The 21,403-nt window shown below is 76.0% G+C and carries 17 protein-coding genes; 15 read left to right on the top strand and 2 right to left on the bottom strand.

Annotated elements, in window-relative coordinates; genetic code table 11:
• Positions 1-5: 5 nt before the first annotated feature.
• The 15 genes from B8281_RS02125 (at position 6) to B8281_RS02055 (ending at position 18,748) form a co-directional block, all read left to right on the top strand.
• Entirely contained in the window at positions 6-695 is a 690-nt protein-coding gene (locus tag B8281_RS02125; RefSeq protein WP_051028299.1) for an ABC transporter ATP-binding protein, read from the top strand.
• Between the two features lie 56 nt (positions 696-751).
• Positions 752-1,018: a hypothetical protein gene (locus B8281_RS02120; RefSeq protein WP_076403859.1), complete on the top strand. Its 267-nt coding sequence runs from the start codon at positions 752-754 to the stop codon at positions 1,016-1,018.
• A 249-nt stretch (positions 1,019-1,267) separates the two neighbouring features.
• Positions 1,268-2,446, top strand: a complete 1,179-nt coding sequence (gene pdhA / locus B8281_RS02115; protein WP_198163199.1) for a pyruvate dehydrogenase (acetyl-transferring) E1 component subunit alpha — start codon at positions 1,268-1,270, stop codon at positions 2,444-2,446.
• Complete coding sequence (locus B8281_RS02110; RefSeq protein ID WP_043656580.1) at positions 2,443-3,435, top strand: alpha-ketoacid dehydrogenase subunit beta; 993 nt, start codon at positions 2,443-2,445, stop codon at positions 3,433-3,435. The genes pdhA and B8281_RS02110 overlap by 4 nt, the downstream gene beginning before the upstream one ends.
• Positions 3,436-3,491: 56 nt before the next feature.
• Positions 3,492-5,009, top strand: a complete 1,518-nt coding sequence (locus B8281_RS02105; RefSeq protein WP_085386757.1) for a dihydrolipoamide acetyltransferase family protein — start codon at positions 3,492-3,494, stop codon at positions 5,007-5,009.
• Positions 5,010-5,142: 133 nt separating this feature from the next.
• Positions 5,143-5,646: a hypothetical protein gene (locus tag B8281_RS02100; protein WP_157446521.1), complete on the top strand. Its 504-nt coding sequence runs from the start codon at positions 5,143-5,145 to the stop codon at positions 5,644-5,646.
• Between the two features lie 85 nt (positions 5,647-5,731).
• Complete coding sequence (locus B8281_RS02095) at positions 5,732-6,433, top strand: DUF6766 family protein (protein ID WP_085386756.1); 702 nt, start codon at positions 5,732-5,734, stop codon at positions 6,431-6,433.
• A 145-nt stretch (positions 6,434-6,578) separates the two neighbouring features.
• Positions 6,579-8,039: an MFS transporter gene (locus tag B8281_RS02090; RefSeq protein WP_085386755.1), complete on the top strand. Its 1,461-nt coding sequence runs from the start codon at positions 6,579-6,581 to the stop codon at positions 8,037-8,039.
• Between the two features lie 41 nt (positions 8,040-8,080).
• Entirely contained in the window at positions 8,081-10,222 is a 2,142-nt protein-coding gene (locus B8281_RS02085) for a molybdopterin oxidoreductase family protein (RefSeq protein WP_085386754.1), read from the top strand.
• Positions 10,219-11,946, top strand: coding sequence for an FAD-dependent oxidoreductase (locus tag B8281_RS02080; RefSeq protein ID WP_085386753.1), 1,728 nt, complete (start codon positions 10,219-10,221; stop codon positions 11,944-11,946). The genes B8281_RS02085 and B8281_RS02080 overlap by 4 nt, the downstream gene beginning before the upstream one ends.
• Positions 11,947-12,281: 335 nt before the next feature.
• Positions 12,282-14,945, top strand: coding sequence for a nitrite reductase large subunit NirB (nirB, locus tag B8281_RS02075; protein WP_085388564.1), 2,664 nt, complete (start codon positions 12,282-12,284; stop codon positions 14,943-14,945).
• The gene (gene nirD / locus B8281_RS02070) at positions 14,942-15,382 is read left to right on the top strand and encodes a nitrite reductase small subunit NirD (RefSeq protein WP_082774289.1); all 441 of its coding nucleotides are present in this window, start codon (positions 14,942-14,944) and stop codon (positions 15,380-15,382) included. Before nirB ends, nirD begins: the two co-directional genes overlap by 4 nt.
• Positions 15,379-16,740, top strand: a complete 1,362-nt coding sequence (cobA, locus tag B8281_RS02065) for a uroporphyrinogen-III C-methyltransferase (protein WP_085386752.1) — start codon at positions 15,379-15,381, stop codon at positions 16,738-16,740. The genes nirD and cobA overlap by 4 nt, the downstream gene beginning before the upstream one ends.
• A 125-nt stretch (positions 16,741-16,865) precedes the next feature.
• Positions 16,866-17,957: a uroporphyrinogen-III synthase gene (locus tag B8281_RS02060; protein WP_034653096.1), complete on the top strand. Its 1,092-nt coding sequence runs from the start codon at positions 16,866-16,868 to the stop codon at positions 17,955-17,957.
• The gene (locus B8281_RS02055; RefSeq protein WP_085386751.1) at positions 17,954-18,748 is read left to right on the top strand and encodes a sirohydrochlorin chelatase; all 795 of its coding nucleotides are present in this window, start codon (positions 17,954-17,956) and stop codon (positions 18,746-18,748) included. Before B8281_RS02060 ends, B8281_RS02055 begins: the two co-directional genes overlap by 4 nt.
• Here the strand turns inward: B8281_RS02055 and B8281_RS02050 are convergent.
• Both B8281_RS02050 and B8281_RS02045 read right to left on the bottom strand, forming a co-directional pair.
• Positions 18,738-20,267: an MFS transporter gene (locus tag B8281_RS02050; RefSeq protein ID WP_085386750.1), complete on the bottom strand. Its 1,530-nt coding sequence runs from the start codon at positions 20,265-20,267 to the stop codon at positions 18,738-18,740. The genes B8281_RS02055 and B8281_RS02050 overlap by 11 nt on opposite strands.
• The gene (locus B8281_RS02045) at positions 20,264-21,292 is read right to left on the bottom strand and encodes a zinc-binding dehydrogenase (RefSeq protein WP_085386749.1); all 1,029 of its coding nucleotides are present in this window, start codon (positions 21,290-21,292) and stop codon (positions 20,264-20,266) included. The genes B8281_RS02050 and B8281_RS02045 overlap by 4 nt, the downstream gene beginning before the upstream one ends.
• Positions 21,293-21,403: the final 111 nt, after the last annotated feature.

The raw sequence follows: 21,403 nt of genomic DNA, 5'->3' as shown, positions 1-21,403 counted from the left end.
TGGCGATGATCGAGGTCGTAGGTGCGGCCAAGTTCTACGGGGCGCGGACGGTCTGGACGGGCCTCACGCTGAGCGTGGAGGCGGGCTCGATGGCGGGCCTCGTGGGGTCGAGCGGGTCGGGCAAGACGACGCTGCTCAACTGCGTGGGCCTGCTCGACCGGCTGGACGCGGGGACGCTGTTCGTGGACGGGCGCGACGTCACCGCGCTGAGCCCGCACGGGCGACGCCTGTTCCGACGGGACGAGCTCGGGTACCTGTTCCAGAACTACGCGCTCATCGACAACGCGACGGTCGCGGCGAACCTCGACGTCGCGTTCGTGAGCCGGGGCGTCCGGCGGGCGGACCGCGCGCGCCGGCGCGAGGAGGTGCTCGAGCGCGTGGGGCTCGGCGGGTACGAGCGCGCGGCCGTCTACGAGCTGTCGGGCGGCGAGCAGCAGCGCGTCGCCGTGGCGCGGCTGCTCCTCAAGCGGCCGCGCGTCGTCCTCGCCGACGAGCCCACGGGGGCGCTCGACGAGGGGAACGCCGACGCGATCGTCGGGCTCCTGCGCGAGCTCGCGGACGAGGGGCGTGCCGTGGTCGTCGCGACGCACAACCCGCGCGTCGAGCAGGCCTGCGACACCGTCCTCGAGCTCGGCGCCTCGACCCAGCACGTGGCCCGCGCGTTCGTCGGCGCGGACGACGACGGCGCGGCGTAGCGGCCGGCGACGGCGGCGCGGTTGCCGGGTCCTGGTCACGCGAGAAGACTCGCGGCATGGACAACCAGGAGTGGGAGCAGTTCGTCGAGGACAACGGCTGGCTCTTCGGGGGCGCGGCCCTGGTCCTCTACGTCGCGGTCGCGGTGATCTTCTTCATCGCCTACGTCCGGATCATCCAGAAGGCCGGCTACTCCGGCTGGTGGGTGCTCGTGGGCCTCGTGCCGATCCTCAACGTCGTCATGTTCCTCGTGTTCGCGTTCTCGCGCTGGCCGGTCCTGCGCGAGCGCGACGCGCTGCGCTCGGGCGGCGTCTACCCGCGGTAGGGGCAGCCCTCCTGGTGCCGGGGGTGCGCCGGTGGGGATTGGAGGTTCTCTACAGCCGGTCGTGACGGACGTTGGGCGACACGTCGGAGGCGCTACCTACGGGGTCGTAGCCTACGCTTGCGTAGGCTACGGAGACGTAGGTTCCGACGGCGCCCTTTATCAGGCGCCTCCTGCCCCCGAGCGGGCCGGCCGCACGGCCGGGCCGCACCGAAGGAGAGTCGCGTGACCGAGAACGACGCGAGAACCGGCGTGCGGGACGCTGCGAGCACGCACCCCGACCTCCCCGACGTCGCGGGCGGTCCCGACGACGCACCCCTGCTCCAGCTCGTGACGCCCGCCGGCGCCCGCGTCACGACCCCGGAGACCGACGGCTACCGCGAGCGCGTCGCCTACCTCGACGCCGCGGCGCTGCGCGGTCTCTACCGCGACATGGTGCTCACGCGCCGCTTCGACGACGAGGCGACGTCGCTCCAGCGCCAGGGCGAGCTCGGGCTGTTCGCGCAGGCGAAGGGCCAGGAGGCCGCGCAGATCGGCTCCGGCCGCGCGCTCGCCCCCCAGGACTACGTCTTCCCGTCGTACCGTGAGCACGGCGTCTCGCACGTGCGCGGGATCGACCCGACGGCGCGCCTGCGCCTCTTCCGCGGCGTGGACCACGGCGGGTGGGACCCGACGGCGCACAACGTCCACCTGTACACGCTCGTCATCGGGTCGCACGCGCTGCACGCGACGGGGTACGCCATGGGGGTCCAGCGCGACGGCCTCGTCGGGTCGGGCGACCCGGAGCGCGACGCGGCCGTCGTCACGTACTTCGGCGACGGCGCGACGTCGCAGGGCGACGTCAACGAGGCGCTCGTCTTCGCGGCCGTGAACAACGCGCCGGTCGTGTTCTTCTGCCAGAACAACCAGTGGGCGATCTCGGAGCCGACGACCCGGCAGACCCGCGTGCCGCTCTACCGGCGCGGCGGCGGGTTCGGCATCCCCAGCGTGCGGGTCGACGGCAACGACGTGCTCGCGTGCTACGCCGTGACCGCGGAGGCGCTCGAGCGTGCCCGCTCCGGCGGCGGCCCGACGTTCGTCGAGGCGTTCACCTACCGCATGGGCGCGCACACGACGTCCGACGACCCGACGAAGTACCGGTCGCGCGCCCAGGAGGACTACTGGCGCCGTCGGGACCCGATCGACCGGCTCGAGAACCTGCTCCGCGCCGAGGACGCGTGGGACGACGCGTTCGCCGCCGACCTGGCCGCCGAGGCCGACGCGCTGGGCGAGCGGCTGCGCGAGGAGGTCCGTGCGCTCGCTGCACCGGACCCGTCGAGCATGTTCGACCACGTCTACGCGACCCCGAACGCCGTGGTCGAGCGCGAGAAGGCGTGGTTCGCCGACTACCAGCAGTCCTTCGAGGAGCCGACCGCGGAGGTGGCGCGATGAGCGACAGCAAGACCCTGACCCTGGCCCGCGCCATCAACGAGGGGCTGCGCCGGTCGCTGGAGAACGACCCCAAGGTCCTGCTCATGGGCGAGGACATCGGCGCGCTCGGCGGCGTCTTCCGCGTGACGGACGGCCTGCAGAAGGACTTCGGCGAGGACCGCGTCGTCGACACGCCGCTCGCGGAGTCCGGCATCCTCGGCACCGCGATCGGTCTCGCGCTGCGCGGCTACCGGCCGGTGTGCGAGATCCAGTTCGACGGGTTCATCTTCCCCGCGTACGACCAGATCACGACGCAGCTCGCGAAGATGGGCTACCGCTCGGGCGGGAAGCTCCAGGTGCCCGTCGTGATCCGCGTGCCGTACGGCGGCGGGATCGGTGCGGTCGAGCACCACAGCGAGAGCCCCGAGGCGCTGTTCGCGCACACGGCCGGCCTGCGCGTCGTGTCGCCGTCCACGCCGCAGGACGCGTACACGATGATCCAGGAGGCCGTCGCCTCGCCGGACCCGGTGCTCTTCTTCGAGCCCAAGGGCCGCTACTGGGAGAAGGGGCCGGTCGACGTCGCGGGTCGCGGCGAGGGCGCGACCGTGCTCGACCGGGCGCGCGTCGTCCGCCCCGGCACGGACCTCACGCTCGTCGCCTACGGTCCGACCGTCGCGACCGCGCTCCGCGTCGCCGCGGCGGCCGAGCAGGAGGGCCGCAGCATCGAGGTCGTGGACCTGCGCAGCATCTCGCCGCTCGACACCGCGACGGTCGTCGAGTCCGTCCGCCGGACGGGACGCTGCGTCGTCGTGCACGAGGCCCCGACCTACCTCGGCTCGGGCGCCGAGGTCGCGGCCCGCGTGACCGAGGAGTGCTTCTACTCGCTCGAGGCGCCCGTGCTGCGCGTCGGCGGCTTCCACACGCCGTACCCCGTCGCGAAGATCGAGCACGACTACCTGCCGAGCCTCGACCGCGTGCTCGACGCCGTCGACCGCGCGTTCGCGTTCTGACGCGCGTCCACCGCGACCTCGACAGCGCCGACCGGGACCACCAGGAGGACCACGCAGTGCCCACCTTCGAGAAGTTCAACCTCCCCGACGCGGGCGAGGGCCTCACCGAGGCCGAGATCGTGCACTGGCACGTCGCCGTCGGCGACGCCGTCACGGTCAACCAGACGATCGTCGAGATCGAGACGGCGAAGTCGCTCGTCGAGCTGCCGTCGCCGTACACGGGCGTCGTCACGGAGATCCTCACGCCCGAGGGCACGACGGTCGAGGTCGGCGTGCCGATCATCGTCGTGGACACGGACCCGGGCGGCACGGCCCCGGCGCCGACCGCACCGGCCGGCGTCGTGCCCGACGGCGCGGACGCCCCCGCAGCGGCCCCGTCGCCGCAGGCGGGCACCGGTGACGCGACGCCCGCCGCGAGCGAGGGTTCCGGCTCGGTGCTCGTCGGGTACGGCACCGTCGAGCCGGGCACGGCCCGACGGCGGCGCCGCGCGGCCGAGCCGGCCGCCGCAGCGCCCGCGGCCGAGCCCACCGCCGCAGCACCCGCGACCGACCGCCCCGGCCCGGCGACCCCGGACCGGACGGCCCCGGCGGCGAGCACCGCGCCGTCGGCCCCAGCCTCGACCTCCGCCCCGCGGGCGAGCGCGCCGGCCGCCGTCGGGCACGCGACCCTGCCGGTGCTGGCCAAGCCGCCGGTGCGCAAGCTCGCGAAGGACCTGGGCGTCGACCTGGCGAGCGTCGCGGGCACCGGCCCGGGCGGGATCGTCACGCGCGAGGACGTGCAGGCCTACCACGAGCAGGCGAAGGCGCAGCCGCTCGCGACGTACGCCGACGACGACCAGCCGTGGCTCGCGACGGGCGCCGTCACGGCCGACGGCCGCCAGACGCGCGTGCCCGTGAAGTCGGTGCGCAAGCGCACGGCCGAGGCGATGGTCACGAGCGCGTTCACCGCCCCCCACGTGACGGTCTTCCACACGGTCGACGTCACGCGCACCATGAAGCTCGTCCGCACCCTGCGGGAGGACCGCGAGTTCGCGGACGTGCGCGTCACGCCCCTGCTCGTCACCGCCAAGGCGCTGCTCCTCGCGGTGCGCCGCCACCCGGAGATCAACGCGAGCTGGGACGACGCCGCGCAGGAGATCGTCTACAAGCACTACGTGAACCTGGGGATCGCGGCGGCGACGCCGCGCGGGCTCGTCGTGCCGAACATCAAGGACGCGCACCGCCTCGACCTGCACGGCCTCGCCGGCGGGATCGCGGACCTCACCGCGACCGCGCGGGCCGGGCGCACGTCGCCCACCGACATGTCCGACGGCACGATCACGATCACCAACGTCGGGGTGTTCGGCATCGACACGGGGACGCCCATCCTCAACCCCGGCGAGGCCGCGATCCTCGCGTTCGGCGCGATCCGCGAGCAGCCCTGGGTCCACAAGGGCAAGATCCGCAAGCGCTGGGTCACGCAGCTCGCGCTGAGCTTCGACCACCGCCTCGTCGACGGCGAGCTCGGCGCGCGCGTGCTGGCCGACGTCGCGCGGATCCTCGAGGACCCGGCGCGCGGTCTCGTCTGGGGCTGAGCCCACCCGTCGGCACGCGGGACGCGCGTCGGCACACGCTGCGCCGCTCGGCACCTCGAGGTGCCGAGCGGGCACGCTCCGTGCCGAACCGTGCCCGGGGCCACTGCTTGCGAGCGCATCGAGAACCGCAAGCATGAGGCTCAGCGCCGGCGACCCGGTCGGCGCGGTGCCGCCACAGGAGGGTCGTGTGCTCGGGAGTGCTGGTCGGGGGTCACGGACAGGTCCGGGCGTCGGGCTCGCGGCCCTCGCGCTCGTGACGGCCACGCTCGCGGGGTGCGCGGGACCCGGCGCGGCAGAGGCGCAGGACGTCGTCGAGGACCTCGCGGGCGCGCTCGCCGTGGGGGACGGCGACGCCGCGTGCGCCCTGATCCTGCCCGCCGCGGCCGACGCGCTCGCCGCCGACGAGGGGGAGCCGTGCGCGGACGTCGTCACCGCGCCGGACGGCCCCCTCGCCGGGCTGACCGCGGCCGGAACCGAGGTCGTCGTCGAGGACGTGCACGTCGCGGGGCGTCAGGCGCAGGTCGTCACGGCGACGGACACCGTCTTCCTCGCGCTCTCCGGCGACGCGTGGGTCGTCACCGCGGCGGGCTGCACGCCCCGCGACGACCGCCCCTACGACTGCGAGGTGGAGGCATGAGGGTCCCGCGGCTGGTGTTCTGGGCCACGCTCGTGCTCGTCGTCGCGGGCCTCGCGGTCACGTTCGTGCTGGCGGCGGTGCACCGATGAGCACCGGCAGCGGGAAGGGCGGCGTCCTCGGCGGCCTGCGCGCGAGCTCGCTGAGCCTGTTCTTCGCGCTCGCGTTCCTCGCGTCGCTCGTCGCGCAGGCCGTGAGCGGGGTAGCCGTCTTCAACACCGATCAGCAGGGGGCAGGCCTCGACCCGGTGACGTTCGGCCAGTACGTGCTGTCGTCGGCGTTCTGGGTCGACGTCACGGAGAACTGGCAGTCCGAGTACCTGCAGTTCCTCCTCTTCATCACCGCGACGGTGTGGTTCGTGCAGCGGGGCTCGCCCGAGTCGAAGAAGCTCGACCAGGCGGGCCGCGAGTCCGACGAGGACCAGAAGGTCGGCGAGCACGCGACCGCGGACTCCCCGGCGTGGGCCCGCGCCCGGGGCTGGCGGCTCGCCGTCTACTCGCGGTCCCTGTCGCTCGTCATGGGCGCGATCTTCCTCGGGTCGTGGGCCGCGCAGTCGGCGGCGGGCGCGGTCGCGTTCAGCGAGGAGCAGCTGCGCGACCTCCAGGACCCCGTGCCGTGGACGGAGTACCTGTCCATGCCGGACTTCTGGAGCCGCACGTTCCAGAACTGGCAGTCCGAGATGCTGGCCGTCCTCAGCATGGTCGTGCTCGCGATCTACCTGCGCGAGCGCGGGTCGCCCGAGTCCAAGCCGGTGGGCTCGTCCCACGAGGCGACCGGCGTCGAGGGCTGACGGCGAGCGCGCGGACGGCCGCTCACAGCGCCCGCCGAGCGGGTGTGCGGAAGACCTGACACGGGCTTAACGGGGGTCGCGCGCGGGGGAAACACGGCGTTCCTAGCGTCCTGGTCACTGACCGGGACCTGCTGAAGGAGCCGCCATGCCCGCGCCCACGAGCCCCACCACCCACGAGGGTGAGCAGTCCGCAGCACGCCCGTCCGTCGTCGCGCCCGCGACGCCGCTCGCGCCAGGACGCGCACCGGCGTCGCCCGGGACGCAGCACCGCCGCTCCGGGCGCTGGATCGACCGCTGGGACCCGGAGGACCCGACGTTCTGGCGCGACGGCGGCCGCCGGGTCGCGAGCCGCAACCTCGGGATCTCGGTGCTCGCGGAGTTCCTCGGCTTCGCGGTCTGGGCGCTGTGGTCGATCGTCGTCCCGCAGCTCCCCGCCGCCGGGTTCGCCTTCACCGTGGACCAGCAGTTCTGGCTCATCGCCGTGCCGAGCCTCGTCGGCGCGACGCTGCGCATCCCGTACACGTTCGCCGTGCCCCTGTTCGGCGGGCGCAACTGGACGGTCGTGTCCGCCCTCCTCCTGCTGCTCCCGACGGCGGCGCTCGCGGTCGTCGTGCAGGACCCCGGCACGTCGTTCGGCGTGATGCTGGCCGTCGCGGCTCTCGCCGGCTTCGGCGGCGGCAACTTCGCGTCCTCGATGGCGAACATCTCGTTCTTCTACCCTGAGCGGGAGAAGGGCAAGGCGCTGGGCCTCAACGCCGCGGGCGGCAACCTGGGGACGGCGGTCGTGCAGCTCGCGGTGCCGCTCGTCATCGTCGCCGGGGCGGGTGTCGCGCTCGAGCGCGCGGGCCTCATGATGATCCCGTTCATCCTGCTCGCGGCGTTCCTCGCGTGGCGGTTCATGGACAACCTCGCCACGGCGAAGGCGGACCCGCGGTCGTTCGCCGTCGCGACGCGGAACCGGCACACGTGGATCATCTCGTTCCTCTACATCGGGACGTTCGGGTCGTTCATCGGCTACGCCGGTGCGTTCCCGACGCTCCTCGCGGGCCAGTTCCCGGAGGTCACGCTCTCGATCGCGTTCCTCGGCGCGCTGGTCGGCTCGGTGTCCCGGCCGCTGGGCGGCATCGTCGCGGACCGCCTGGGCGGCGCGCGCGTGACGATCGCGTCGTACGGGGTCATGGCGCTCGGTGCGGTCGGCGCGATCCGGGCGCTGGAGACGCACAGCTTCGGCCTCTTCTTCGCGTCGTTCCTCGTCCTGTTCGTCGCGACGGGCGTCGGCAACGGCTCGACCTACCGGATGATCCCGGCCGTCTTCCAGGCGAGCGCGGCGCGGGCCCTCGACGGCCCGACGGCGAGCGACCCCGCGGCTCTGGCCGCGGCCCGGGTCCGCGCCCGCCAGGCCGCGGCCGGGTGCATCGGGATCGCGGGCGCCGTCGGCGCGTTCGGCGGGTTCCTCATCCCGCGCGGGTTCGCCGCGTCGACGAGCCTCTCCGGCTCGCTCGTCCCCGCCCTGTGGACGTTCGTGGGGATGTACGCGGTGATGGCGGTCGTCGCGTGGGCGGTCTACCTGCGCAAGGGCTCGGCCCTCGCCGCGGCCGGGATCTGAGCGTGGACACCCACTGCCCCTACTGCGCGCTCCAGTGCGGCATGACGCTCGCACCCGCGCGCGGCCCGCTGCCGGTCGCGGTCGCCCCGCGCGACTTCCCGACCAACCGCGGTGGGCTGTGCCAGAAGGGCTGGACGAGCGCGACGGTCCTGCGCGCACCCGACCGGCTGACGAGCCCGCTCCTGCGCGGGCCCGACGGCGAGCTCCGGCCCGCCCCGTGGGACGAGGCCCTCGACGTGGTCGCGGCCGGGATCGAGCGGGTCCAGGCCGCGCACGGCCGCGACGCCGTCGCGGTGTTCGGGGGCGGCGGCCTGACGAACGAGAAGGCGTACGCGCTCGGGAAGTTCGCGCGCACGGTGCTGCGGAGCGCGAACATCGACTACAACGGGCGGTTCTGCATGGCGTCCGCCGCGGCGGGGGCGAACCGCGCGTTCGGCGCCGACCGCGGGCTCCCGTTCCCGCTCGCCGACCTCGGCGGCGCGGACGCCGTGCTGCTGCTCGGGTCGAACGTCGCCGAGACGATGCCGCCGTCCGTCCAGCACCTCGCCGGCGTGCGGGCGCGGGGCGGGCTCGTCGTCGTGGACCCGCGCCGCAGCGCGACGGCGGCGCTCACGGGGGAGCCGGGGGACGCCGTCGGGCAGGGGGTGCACCTGCAGCCGGTCCCGGGCACCGACCTCGTGGTGCTGCTCGCGCTGCTGCACGTCGTGGTCGCGGAGGGGCTCGCGGACACGGCCTACCTCGACGCGCGCACGACCGGGTTCGACGACGTCCGCCGGTCCGTCGCCGCATGGTGGCCCGAGCGCGCGGAGACGGTGTGCGGGGTGCCGGCGGGACGGCTGCGGCACGTCGCCCGGCTGCTCGCGGCGGCGTCGCCCGTCCACGGGGGTGCGGGCGCGTACGTGCTCACGGGCCGCGGCGTCGAGCAGTCCTCGCAGGGCACGGCGACCGTGACCGCGGCGATCGACCTCGCGCTCGCCCTCGGCCTGCCCGGCCGCGTGGGGTCCGGGTACGGCGCGATCACCGGCCAGGGCAACGGGCAGGGCGGCCGCGAGCACGGGCAGAAGGCGGACCAGCTCCCCGGGTACCGCAGGATCGACGACCCGGCGGCCCGCGCGCACGTCGCCGCGGTGTGGGGCGTCGACCCGGCGACGCTCCCCGGTCCTGGGATGCCCGCCGTCGAGCTCCTGCGGTCGCTCGGCGCGCGGCCCGAACCGGGCGGTGCGACCCCGACCTACGCCGAGGACGGGCGCCCGCGCGCCTTGCTCGTGCACGGGTCGAACGTCGTGGTCAGCGCCCCGGACGCGGACCGGGTCGCGGCGAACCTGCGCGCGCTCGACCTGCTCGTCGTGTGCGACCTCGTGCCGTCGGAGACGGCGCTGCTCGCGGACGTCGTGCTGCCCGTGACGCAGTGGGCCGAGGAGGAGGGCACCATGACGTCGCTCGAGGGACGCGTGATCCGACGGCGCCGCGCGGTCGACGCGCCGGGCGAGGCACGGTCGGAGCTGTGGATCCTGGCGGAGCTCGCGCGTCGGCTGGGATCGCCGGTCTCCTTCCCGACCGACCCGGCCGTCGTCTTCGACGAGCTCGCGCGCGCGTCCGCGGGCGGCGTCGCGGACTACGCCGGGCTCAGCCACGCGCGCCTCGACGCGGACGAGGCGGACGGCGGCCCGGGCCTGCACTGGCCGGTGCCGTCCCCCGACCACCCGGGCACCCCGCGGATGTTCCTCGACCGGTTCCCGACGCCGGACGGACGTGCCCGCCTGGTCGCGGTCGACCACACGGGCCCGAGCGACGACGTGCGGCCCGACGCGCCGCTCTACCTCGTCACGGGCCGCGTGCTCCAGCACTACCAGTCGGGCGCGCAGACCCGGCGCGTGCCGGAGCTCGACCGACTCGTCCCGGAGCCGTTCGTCGAGGTCCACCCGGTCCTGGGCACGCGCCTCAGCATCGACGACGGAGACCGGGCGCGCCTCACGACCGCGCGCGGCGCGATCGAGGCGGTCGTGCGGTGGACGGACCGCGTCCGGCCGGACACGGTCTTCATGCCCTTCCACTGGGGCGGCGAGGGCAGCGTCAACCGCGTGACGACCGACGCGACCGACCCCGTCTCCGGGATGCCGGAGTTCAAGGTCTGCGCCGTGGACGTGCGACGCGCCCCCGCGCTCCAGGAGGTCGGGGGATGACGCGCGTCGTCGTGGTCGGTCACGGCATGGTCGGGTCGCGGTTCGCGGGCGACCTCGCGGCGCGGTGCGGGGGGTCCGCCGACGTCGAGGTCACCGTGCTCGGCGCGGAGGAGCACGAGCCGTACAACCGCGTGCTGCTCAGCGAGGTCGTCGCGGGCCGGGCCGACGTCGCGACGATCGCCCTGCCCGCCACGGACGACCCTCGCGTGACGGTCCGGCGCGGTACCGAGGCCCTCGCGATCGACCGGGCGGCGCGCCGAGTCGTCACGGGCGAGGGCGCCTACCCGTACGACGTCGTCGTGCTCGCGACGGGCGCCGCCGCGCGCGTCCCCGAGGTGCCCGGCCTCACCGGCCTGCCCGGCGGCCTGCCGCGCGGCGCGCACGTCCTGCGGACGCTCGACGACGCGCGCGCGATCGTCGCGGGGTCGCTCGACGCGCGGCACGCCGTCGTCGTGGGGGCGGGCGTCCTCGGCCTGGAGGTCGCGTGCGGGCTCGCGCGTCGCGGCGTCGCCGTGAGCCTCGTGCACGGCGGCGCGAGCGTGATGGACCGCCAGCTCGACCGTGCGGCGGGCGTCGTCGTCGCGCGCGGGCTCGCCGGCCTCGGGGTGCGCGCCTGGACCCGAGCCCGGACGGAGCGCGTGGCCGTGGCCGGCGGCACGGTGCGGGGCGTGACGCTCCGGGTGGCCGACGGCGGCCCGCACGACCCCGCGGCGGATCGGCCGGGCGCGGCCGGGGGAGCGCCGGACGGCGTGCGTCGCGTCGACCTCGACGCCGACCTCGTCGTGCTCGCGTGCGGCACCGTGCCCGAGGCCGGGCTCGCGCGGGCGGCGGGGCTCACGGTCGACCGGGGGGTCGTCGTCGGGCCCGACCTCGCCAGCCCGGACGACGCGCGCGTGTTCGCGATCGGCGACTGCGCCCAGCCGCCCGAGGGTGGTACCGGGCTGATCGCCCAGGGGTGGGACCAGGCGCGCCGGCTCGCGCAGCACCTCGCGGAGCGGCTCGCCGCCAGGGCCGACGGCGCGGGGAGGCCGGGCGCCGCGCGGGGGGCCGCGCCCGACCGGCGGCGTGCGCGCCGAGGACCGGCCGCCGACCGGCCGAGCGTGGCGCTGCGGCTCGCCACGGAGGTCGTCGCGCGACCGCTCGAGCCGACGGCCGACCCCGGGGTCGGCACACGCGCGACCGCCGGGACCGACGTCGTCCGGGTCAAGGCGGCGGGGCTCGAGATCGTGACGATGGGCGTGTGCGGCGAGCGTCGCGCGCCCGACGCGTCGCACCGCTCCGTGACGCTGAGCGACCCGGCGGCGGGGCGGCACGTCGAGGTCGTCGTCGCGGACGGGGTGCTCGTGGGCGCGACGTGCGTCGGCGCGCCCGAGGTGGGCGCCGACCTCACCGCCGCGTACACGCGCCGCGTCCCCGTGCCCGCCGACCCGGCCCACCTGCTGCTGCGCCCGGTCGCGCAGGCGCCCGCCCCGGCGTCGTCCCCGACGCTCATGCCCGACCGCACGACCGTGTGCACGTGCAACGGCGTGACCAAGGGCGACGTCGTGGGCTGCTGGCACGACGGCGCCCGGAGCGTCGACGACGTCGCACGGGCGACGCGCGCGACGACGGGCTGCGGCGGGTGCAAGGACGTCGTGTGCGGCCTGGTCGACTGGCTCGCGCAGACCGACCCGGAGCAGCCGCAGGCCGACGGCGCACGGGCGAGCGTCGGCCTCGGCGCGTGAGGTCGGCAAGCCCTGCCGAGATCGGCAGTCACGATCGTCGATCTGGACACGACCTGCCGGTCTCGCACCGCTCCGCCGACCTCACACGGCGGCGTCCGGCCGGGTGAGAACACCGTTACGGACGGGCAACGGGCGGGGCACGGTCGCGAAACCGCCCGTCCGTAGCGTCGTCAGCACCATCCCCGGGGGCCTCTCCTCGCTCTCGTCGGACCCCGCGGACGGTGACCGATCCGCCCCGACGCCCCCAGGAGCCCGCCGTGACCGGACCTGAGACCGATCCCGCCCCCGCCCCGGCCCCCGGTGCGCCCCGGCACCTCGTCGTCGTCGGCGGCGGCATGGTGGCGCAGCGGCTCGTCGAGGCGTTGCGCGCGCGCGACGCCGACGGGACGTGGCGCGTCTCGCTCTTCGCCGAGGAGCCGCGCAAGCCGTACGACCGCGTCGCCCTGACGAGCTACTTCTCGGCGCGCGACGCCGAGGAGCTCACCCTTGGCGACCCTGCCCTGTGGGACGATCCGCTGGTCACGCTGCACCGCGACTGCGCGGTGGCGTCGATCGACCGCGAGGCGCAGACCGTCACCGACCGGCTCGGGCGCGTGCACGCCTACGACGAGCTCGTCCTCGCGACCGGTTCGAACGCCGCGCGCCCCCCGATCCCCGGCAACGAGCTGCCCGGCGTGTTCGTCTACCGCACGATCGACGACGTCGCGGCGCTGCGCGGCTGGGTCGAGGAGAAGCGGCGCAGCGCCACGACCGAGGGTGGCTGGGAACGCCCGGTGCGCGGCGCCGTCATCGGCGGCGGACTCCTGGGCCTCGAGGCCGCGGGCGCGCTCAAGGCCCTCGGCGCGCAGGCCACGGTCGTCCAGTTCGGCACGCACCTGATGGACGCGCAGATCGACCTGGGCGGCGGCGAGGCCCTCAAGCGCCTCATCAACGGCATGGGCATCGCGGTCCGGTGCGACACCGGGACCAAGGAGCTGAGGGTCTCCCGCAAGACCGGGCACGTGGGCCGGCTCGACTTCTCCGACGGCGGCCGGCTCGACGTCGACGTCGTGGTCCTCGCGACGGGCGTGCGGCCGCGCGACGAGCTCGCGCGCGCGGCGGGGCTCGCGGTCGGGGAGCGCGGTGGCGCCGTCGTGGACCTCGCGTGCCGCACCGAGGACGAGCACGTGTGGGCGGTCGGCGAGGTCGCGTGCCTCGAGGGCCGGTGCCTCGGCCTGGTCGCGCCGGGCTACGCGATGGCGGAGGTCGTCGTGGACCGCCTGCTCGGCGGCGAGGCGACGTTCCCCGGCGCGGACACGGCGACCAAGCTCAAGCTCCAGGGGGTCGACGTCGCGAGCTTCGGCGACGCGCACGGCCGCACCGAGGGCGCGATGGAGCTCGTGTGGGCCGACCCGGTCGCGGGCGTCTACAAGAAGCTCGTCCTGTCCGACGACGCGCGCACGCTCCTGGGCGGCGTGTTCGTGGGCGACGCCGCGCCGTACGCGTCGCTGCGGCCGATGCTGGGCACGGAGCTCCCCGGCGACCCGGGGCTGTTCCTGCTCCCCGAGGGGTCCGGCGGCGGGGCGCCGGCCCTCGAGCTCCCCGACGACGCCACGGTCTGCTCGTGCAACAACGTCGGCGCGGGCACGATCCGGGGTGCGGTCACCGAGCACGGGTGCACCGACCTCGCGGGCGTCAAGGCGTGCACGCGCGCGGGGACGAGCTGCGGGTCGTGCCTGCCGCTCGTCAAGAAGCTCACGACGACCGAGCTCGCCCGGGCCGGCGTCGAGGTCTCGAACGCCCTGTGCGAGCACTTCGACCTCTCGCGCGCGCAGCTCTTCGACGCCGTGCGCGTCGCGGACCTGCACACGTTCAGCGAGATCGTCGCGCGGTTCGGCCGGGGTGTCACTGCGCCGGTGGACGAGAGCGCAGCCACGCAGGGTGCCGTGCTGGTGCGCGACGCCGGGCGCGGCTGCGACATCTGCAAGCCCACGATCGCGTCGATCCTCGCGTCGCTCGGCAACGGTCACGTCCTCGACGGCGAGCAGGCGACGCTGCAGGACACGAACGACCACGTCCTGGCGAACATGCAGAAGGACGGCACGTACTCCGTGGTCCCGCGCATCCCCGGGGGCGAGATCACGCCCGACGGGCTGCTCGTCATCGGGCAGGTCGCCAAGGACTTCGGGCTCTACACGAAGATCACGGGCGGCCAGCGCATCGACATGTTCGGGGCGCGCATCGAGCAGCTCCCGCACATCTGGCGCCGGCTCGTGGAGCACGGGTTCGAGTCCGGCCACGCGTACGGCAAGTCGCTGCGCACGGTGAAGTCGTGCGTCGGGTCCACGTGGTGCCGGTTCGGCGTGCAGGACTCGGTGGGCATGGCCGTCGAGCTCGAGCTCCGGTACCGCGGCCTGCGCTCGCCGCACAAGATCAAGCTCGGCGTCTCGGGGTGCGCGCGCGAGTGCGCCGAGGCGCGCGGCAAGGACGTCGGCGTCATCGCGACGGACAAGGGCTGGAACGTGTACGTCGGCGGCAACGGCGGGTTCACGCCCCGGCACGCGCAGCTCCTCGCCGAGGACCTGGACGACGAGGCGCTCGTGCGCACCATCGACCGCTTCCTCATGTACTACGTCCGGACGGCCGACCGCCTGCAGCGCACGGCCGCGTGGGTCGAGGACCACGAAGGCGGTCTCGACGCGATCCGCGAGGTGGTCGTCGAGGACTCGCTCGGCATCGGTGCCGACCTCGACGCCGCGATGGCCCGCCACGTCGGCGACTACGAGGACGAGTGGCGCGCCGTCCTCGAGGACCCGGAGAAGCTGCGCCGCTTCGGCTCGTTCGTCAACGCGCCCGCCGAGCCCGACCCCGACCTCGCGTACGTCACCGAGCGCGGCCAGATCCGGCCCGCCAGGGCGGACGAGCGGGCCGCCCTCGAGGAGGCCCGCGCCTCGGGTCTCGCCACCGTCCCCGCCGGCCCCGTGGTGATCGCCGGCACGACCCTGGAGGTCCGTCGATGAGCGTCGTGCCAGCAGAGCAGGCCGCGTACCCCGTAGAGACGCCGACGTCGGACGCGGCGGGGTGGGAGCGCGTGTGCCTCCTGCGCGACCTCTTGGTCGAACGCGGCGCCGCCGCCCTCGTCGGCGGGGTGCAGGTCGCGCTGTTCCGCCTCCCCGACGACACGGTCCGCGTCGTGCAGCAGCGCGACCCGTTCTCCGGTGCGAACGTCCTGTCGCGCGGCATCGTCGGCACGCGCGGGGGCGTGCCGACGGTCGCCGGCCCCATGTACAAGCAGGTCTTCGACCTCACGACCGGCCGGTGCCTCGAGGCCGCCGGGTACGTGCCCGTCCAAGGCCTCGCGCCGGACCTGGCGACGTGGCCCGCCGAGGTGCGCGACGGCGTCGTGCACGTGGGCCTGCGCCCCCACGCCGCCGGGCCCGCGGACGGTGCGTCGTGACGACGCTCCTCGGGATCGACCTCGCCGGGCGCACGGTGCTCGTCGCGGGCGGCGGCCCCGTCGCGGCCCGTCGCGCGCGGGCGATGGCCGACGACGGCGCGCACGTCCGCGTCGTCGCGCCCCAGGTCTGCGAGGACCTGCGCGACCTCGTCGCGGCCTCGCTGCGCGCCCCGCTCCTCGCACCGTCACCCGTCGGGCTGCGGGCCGACGGCGGGACCGCGCCGGGCGGCCGCGTCACCTGGGCGCCGCGCGAGGTCCGTGAGTCCGACGTCGAGGACGCGTGGCTCGTGCTCGCGGCGACGGACGACTCGGGGACCGACCGCGACGTCGCCGCGTGGGCGGCGGCGCGCCGCACCTGGTGCGTCCACGCCGGGGCCGCGCACGAGGGCACCGCCCGCACGCCGGCGACGACCCGCAGCGGCGACGTGCTCGTCGGGGTCGTCACGGACGTCCCCGCGGCCGGCGTTCCGGCGGACGGGTGCGCTCGGGAGCGACGAGAGGCCGACAGCCCGGGGGAGCGACGAGGCGCCGACCCGCGGCGGGCGCGCGCGGTGCGCGACGCGATCGCCGAGCACCTGCGCTCCGGCGGCGCCGACCAGCGCCACCACCGTCCGGCGCCGGGAGGCCTGGGGCGCGTGACGCTCGTCGGGGGAGGGCCCGGCGCGGTCGACCTGCTCACGGTCCGGGGTCGCCGGGCGCTCGCGGAGGCGGACGTCGTCGTCGCGGACCGGCTCGGACCGGTCGACGTGCTCGACGAGCTCGCGCCCGGCGTCGAGGTGATCGACGTCGGCAAGACGCCCGGCCACCACCCCGTGCCGCAGCACGAGATCAACGCCCTCCTCGTGGAGCACGCGCAGCGCGGCCGGCGCGTCGTGCGGCTCAAGGGCGGCGACCCGTTCGTCTACGGGCGCGGCGGCGAAGAGGTGCTCGCGTGCCGCGCGGCGGGTGTGCCGGTCGACGTCGTGCCGGGCGTCTCGAGCGCGCTCAGCGTCCCCGCGCTCGCGGGCATCCCGCTCACGCACCGGGGCACGGTCGCCGCGTTCCACGTGGTCAGCGGCCACGACGGGCTCGACGCCGCCGCGCTCGCGGGGGTCCGCGACCGCACGGCTACGCTGGTGGTCCTCATGGGTGTCTCGCAGCTCGCACGCATCACGGCCCAGGCGCTCGGCGCCGGGGCCGACCCTGCGCTGCCCGTCGCGATCGTGGAGAACGGGTCGACGCCGCGCCAGCGCGTCACGCGGGCCCCGCTCGGCGAGATCGTGGAGCGCGCCGCCCAGTCTGGGGTCCGACCCCCGGCGATCATCGTGGTGGGGGACGTCGCCGCCGCGGGACGGCTCGACCCGGCGACGGTCGCGTGACCGGCACCGGCGGCACCGAGGTCGACCCGCCCGTCGCGACGTCGACCCGCGGAGGGTCGATCTCGGACGCTCGGGTCGATCTCGCGTCCGGCCCCGACGCCGATCGCCCCACCCTCGGCCAGGTCATGGCCGGCTGCACCGTGCTCGTCACGGCCGACCGCCGCAAGAGCGAGCTCGCCGCCGCCCTCCAGCGCCGGGGCGCCGAGGTCCGCCACGCGCCCGCGCTGAGCATGATCCCGCACGCCGACGACGAGCAGCTCCTCGCGGGGACGCGCGACCTCGTCGAGCGACCGCCGGACGTCGTCGTCGTGACGACCGGGATCGGCTTCCGGTCCTGGGTCGAGGCCGCCGACGCGCACGGCCTCGCCGACCGCCTGCTCGAGGTGCTGGCCGACGCGCGGATCGTCGCGCGCGGGCCCAAGGCGCGCGGCGCGATCCAGGCCGCAGGCCTCACCGCCGACTGGGTCGCCGAGTCCGAGACGTCGGCGGAGATCGCCGACGTGCTGCTCGGCGAGGGCGTCGCCGGGCTGCGCATCGCCGTGCAGCACCACGGCGCCGGTGCCGACGGGCTCGACGTCGTGTTCGCGGAGGCCGGCGCCGAGGTCGCGAGCCTCGTCGTCTACCGGTGGGGACCGCCGCCCGACCCGGAAGCGTTGCGCGCGTCCGTCGAGGCCGCGGCCGTCGGGGAGATCGACGCGGTCGTCTTCACCTCCGCGCCCGGCGCCGAGGCGTGGCTGAGCGCCGCCGAGGAGCACGGCGTCGGGCGGCTCGTCGTGTCGAGGTTCCAGGACGGTTCGATGGTCGCGGCCGCCGTCGGGCCCGTCACCGCGCGACCGCTCGAGCACCGCGGCGTCACGCCGCTGCAGCCCGAGCGCGGACGGCTCGGCGCGCTCGTGCGGACGCTCGTCGCGCACTACGAGCAGGCCGAGACCGTCGCCCTCGCGACCGTCGCCGGGACGCTGCAGATCCGCTCGCGCGTCGCCGTCCTCGACGGCGAGGTGCTGCCCCTGTCGCCCAGCAGCCTTGAGGTGCTGCGCCTCCTCGCCGCGCGCCGCGGCGAGGTCGTCACCCGCGACGACGTGCTCGACGTCCTGCCCGGCGACTCGCGCGACCCCCACGCGGCCGAGGTCGCGGTCGCGCGCCTGCGCGAGGCCACCGGTCGCCGGGACCTGGTCAGGACCGTCGTCAAGCGCGGATACCGATTGGAGCTCGCATGAGCGCGGACAGCCCCACCTCCCTCGACGCCGTCGCCGGCGCCACGGCCGGGCGGCGTGCCGCCGCGCCGGTGCTCGTCGGCTGCTCCCACGGCACGAACGACCTCGCGGGGCGTGCGGTGATCCGCGCCCTCCTGGACGACGTGCGCGCTGCCCGTCCTGACCTCGACGTCCGGGAGGCGTTCGTCGACGTGCAGCAGCCCGAGGTGGCGGACGTCGTGGCGGCGGTCGTCGCGCCGTCCGACGGCGGGGCCCCGGGCGCCGCGGTGGTGGTCCCGCTCCTGCTCTCCGCCGGGTTCCACGTGAGCGTGGACGTCGCCGCGGCCGTCGAGGACCGCGGCCCCGGCACCGGGGCGGCCGCCGCGTCGGGGCCGCTCGGCCCCGACCCGCGCCTCGTGGACCTGCTCGCCGAGCGGCTCGCGGAGGCCGGCCTGCGCGACGGCGACGCCGTCGTGATCGCCGCCGCCGGGTCGAGCCGCCCGGGCGCCGCGCGCGACGTCGCGGAGCTCGCCGCGGGGCTGCGCGAGCGCGTCCCCGGCCCGGTCTCCGTCGGCTACGGCGCCATGGCGACGCCCACGGTGCCCGACGCCGTCGCCGCCGCCCGCGCGGGCCTCGCCCCGGGCGGGCGCGTCGTCGTCGCGGCCTACCTCCTCGCGCCCGGCTTCTTCTACGACCGGGTGCTGGAGGCGGGCGCCGACGTCGTGACCGGCCCGCTCGCGCCCGACCCGCGGCTCACCGCGATCGTGCTCGACCGCTATGGGGACGCCGCGGCCGGGCTGCGCCCTACGCCCTGAGGACCGGGCGGGTGCGGGGCGCGAGGAGGGCGACGCCCGCCGCGAGCAGCACCGTGACGCCGAAGCACACGACGTACGACGCCAGGCCGAGCGTGGGGTGCAGGGCCCACAGGAGCGACCCCGTGACGGCGAGCGCGGTCGCCGCGGCGACGGCGTCGGACACCTGGAGCGCGGACGAGTTCGCGCCCTGCTCGGCGACGGGCGAGAGCTCGAGCGTGAGCACGGAGAGCGTCGGGTGCGTCATGCCCATGCCGAGCCCCGCGAGGGTCCACGCGACCATCCCGACGACGGGCGGCACCGCCGTCCACGCGAGCAGCGCGGCGCCACCGATCCCGAGCGCGACGAGCGTCCCGCCGAGTCGCACGTAGCCCGCGTGCTGGAGGCCCCACGTCGCCCGGCCGCGGAGCCACGACCCCGTCGACCAGCCGACGGCGCCGAACGTGAGCACGGCGCCCGCGAGCGACGGCGAGAGGCCGCGCTCGTGCGACAGCAGGAGCGGGAGCAGCACCTCGGCGCCGGTGAACGCGGCCGCGACGAGGCCGCGGATCGCGATGACGCTCGGCAGGCCGCGGGCCGCGCGGGTCGTGCCGCGGGGGAGCAGGCGCGGGACGGCGAGCGCGACGGCGGCGAGCGAGGCGACGAGCAGGGCCGCGAGCCCGACCCCGCGCAGCTGGCCCGCGTAGTTGAGCGCCCCGATCCCGACGGCGGCGACGACCGCCCAGGTGAGCGACGCCTGGCGCGCGGTCCGGTCGAGCGGCGGCTCGGCGTCGTCGGGCCGGTCCCCCGACAGCGGGGCGGACGCCGGGGCGGGCTCGGGGGCCGAGCCGCGGGCCGCGCGCATGCCCGGGCGCATGAGGAACAGCGCGGGCACCGCGAGGACCGGGACGGCGAGGAACACCCAGCGCCACCCGACGTGCTCGACCACGAGCCCGGCGATGGCGGGCCCGACGATCGACGGGATCACCCAGGCCGCCGCGAACGCGGCGAAGACCTTCGGACGCCGGTCGGTGGGGAAGACGCGCGCGACGAGCACGTACAGCGCGACGATGTACAGGCCCGTCCCGACGCCCTGGAGCACGCGGCCCGCGACGAGCACGAGCATGTCCTGCGCGAGCCCGGCGACGAGCAGCCCGGCGAGAAAGAGGCCGATGCCGGTCCACAGCGGGGTGGTCGGGCCGGCGCGGTCGCTCCAGCGGCCGGACGCCACCATGCCGACGACGCTCGACGCGAGCGACGCGGCGAACGCGAGCGTGTACAGCGTGAGGCCGTCGAGCTCGACGGCGACCGTCGGCATGGCGGTCGCGACGGCGAGCGCCTCGAACGCGCCGAGGAACACGAACGCGACCATGCCGAACAGCACCGTGCGCTGCGTCCCGGGCGAGAGCGTGCCCGCCTCGGTGGGGCTGGTCGCGGGGCCGGTCTCGGGCACGCCGACGCCTCCCGTGCCGGTCTCGCCCGCGCCGGGCGCGGGGGAGCCGTACGCCGGTGCGTCGGCGTCGGTGCGGGGGTCCGCCGTCATACGAGAACGACCTTTCCGGTGGTGGCGCGCGCTTCGAGCTCGCGGTGGGCGCGCGCGGCCTCCGCGAGGGGGATCTGGTGCGTGACGACCCGCCACGTCCCGTCCGCCGCGAGCGCGAGCGCGCGCTCCTGCAGCGCGGACAGGTCTCCCCAGGGTCGGGCCCGGGGTCCCACCGCCCACCGTACGTCCGGCGCGCCGCCGTCGGCCCCCGTTTTCCCGCCCGGGTGGTCGACGTCACCGGCCCGGTTCGGCGCCCCCGACGCCCAGCCGTAGAGCACGAGGCGGCCGGTCGGCGCGACGAGGCTCGCGGCGTCGGTGCCCGCGTCGCCGCCGACGCCGTCGAGGAGCACGGTCGCGCCCTCCGGGGCGTGCTGCCCGACGGCGGTCGCCGCCTCGTCGAGCCAGCCGTCGGCCCGGTAGTCGACGGCGACGAGGCGGTCCTCCTGCGCCTCCCCGGCGAGCGACCGCACGAGGGCGATCTTCTCCGGGCTGCCGGCGAGCGCGACGACGCGCGCTCCCACCGCGAGCGCGCTCTGCACGAGCAGCGTGCCGAGCCCGCCGGCCGCGGCGGTGACGACGACGGTGTCCGTCGCGGCGAGCTCCGCGAGGTCGAGGATGCCGACGGCGGTCCGACCGGTGCCGATCATGGCCAGCGCGTCGGGCGCGGTGACGTGGTCGGGGATGCGGTGCAGCGCCTCGACGGGCACGACGGCCAGGCGGGCGTACCCGCCGCCGTCGGGCGTGGCGCCGAGGTGGGCCGTGACGCGTCGCCCGCGCCACGCGGCGTCGACGCCCGGCCCGACGACGTCCACCACCCCGGCGACCTCGCGCCCGGGGACCGTGGGCAGGGCGGGCAGCGGGAGCGGTCCCGCGACCTCGCCGCGGCGCAGCGTCGTGTCGAGCAGGTGGACGCCGTGCGCGCGCACGGCGACGCGTACCTGGCCGGGGCCGGGGACCGGGTCGGGGAGCTGGTCCAGCACGAGGTTCTCGGGTGGTCCGAACGCGTGCAGGCGGATGGCGTCCACGGGTGCTCCTCGGGGTCGGGATCGGGGTCGTGCCAGGGGTCGTGCGGCCTCGCGGCCGCGCCGCCCTGCTAGTCTCGAACCTCAACAATTGTTCAGGTCAAGTACCCGTGC

The organism is Cellulosimicrobium sp. TH-20 (genome assembly GCF_002105775.1).
Classification (GTDB): Bacteria; Actinomycetota; Actinomycetes; order Actinomycetales; family Cellulomonadaceae; genus Cellulosimicrobium; species Cellulosimicrobium funkei.
This window is presented reverse-complemented; position numbering and strand designations above follow the sequence as displayed.

Coding starts and splice junctions, on each gene's coding strand:
- B8281_RS02125 (WP_051028299.1), top strand. CDS start 6: ATGATCGAGGTCGTAGGTGCGGCCAAGTTCTACGGGGCGCGGACGGTC.
- B8281_RS02120 (WP_076403859.1), top strand. CDS start 752: ATGGACAACCAGGAGTGGGAGCAGTTCGTCGAGGACAACGGCTGGCTC.
- B8281_RS02110 (WP_043656580.1), top strand. CDS start 2,443: ATGAGCGACAGCAAGACCCTGACCCTGGCCCGCGCCATCAACGAGGGG.
- B8281_RS02100 (WP_157446521.1), top strand. CDS start 5,143: ATGAGGCTCAGCGCCGGCGACCCGGTCGGCGCGGTGCCGCCACAGGAG.
- B8281_RS02095 (WP_085386756.1), top strand. CDS start 5,732: ATGAGCACCGGCAGCGGGAAGGGCGGCGTCCTCGGCGGCCTGCGCGCG.
- B8281_RS02090 (WP_085386755.1), top strand. CDS start 6,579: ATGCCCGCGCCCACGAGCCCCACCACCCACGAGGGTGAGCAGTCCGCA.
- B8281_RS02085 (WP_085386754.1), top strand. CDS start 8,081: ATGACGCTCGCACCCGCGCGCGGCCCGCTGCCGGTCGCGGTCGCCCCG.
- B8281_RS02080 (WP_085386753.1), top strand. CDS start 10,219: ATGACGCGCGTCGTCGTGGTCGGTCACGGCATGGTCGGGTCGCGGTTC.
- nirB (WP_085388564.1), top strand. CDS start 12,282: ATGGTGGCGCAGCGGCTCGTCGAGGCGTTGCGCGCGCGCGACGCCGAC.
- nirD (WP_082774289.1), top strand. CDS start 14,942: ATGAGCGTCGTGCCAGCAGAGCAGGCCGCGTACCCCGTAGAGACGCCG.
- B8281_RS02060 (WP_034653096.1), top strand. CDS start 16,866: ATGGCCGGCTGCACCGTGCTCGTCACGGCCGACCGCCGCAAGAGCGAG.
- B8281_RS02055 (WP_085386751.1), top strand. CDS start 17,954: ATGAGCGCGGACAGCCCCACCTCCCTCGACGCCGTCGCCGGCGCCACG.
- B8281_RS02050 (WP_085386750.1), bottom strand. CDS start 20,267: ATGACGGCGGACCCCCGCACCGACGCCGACGCACCGGCGTACGGCTCC.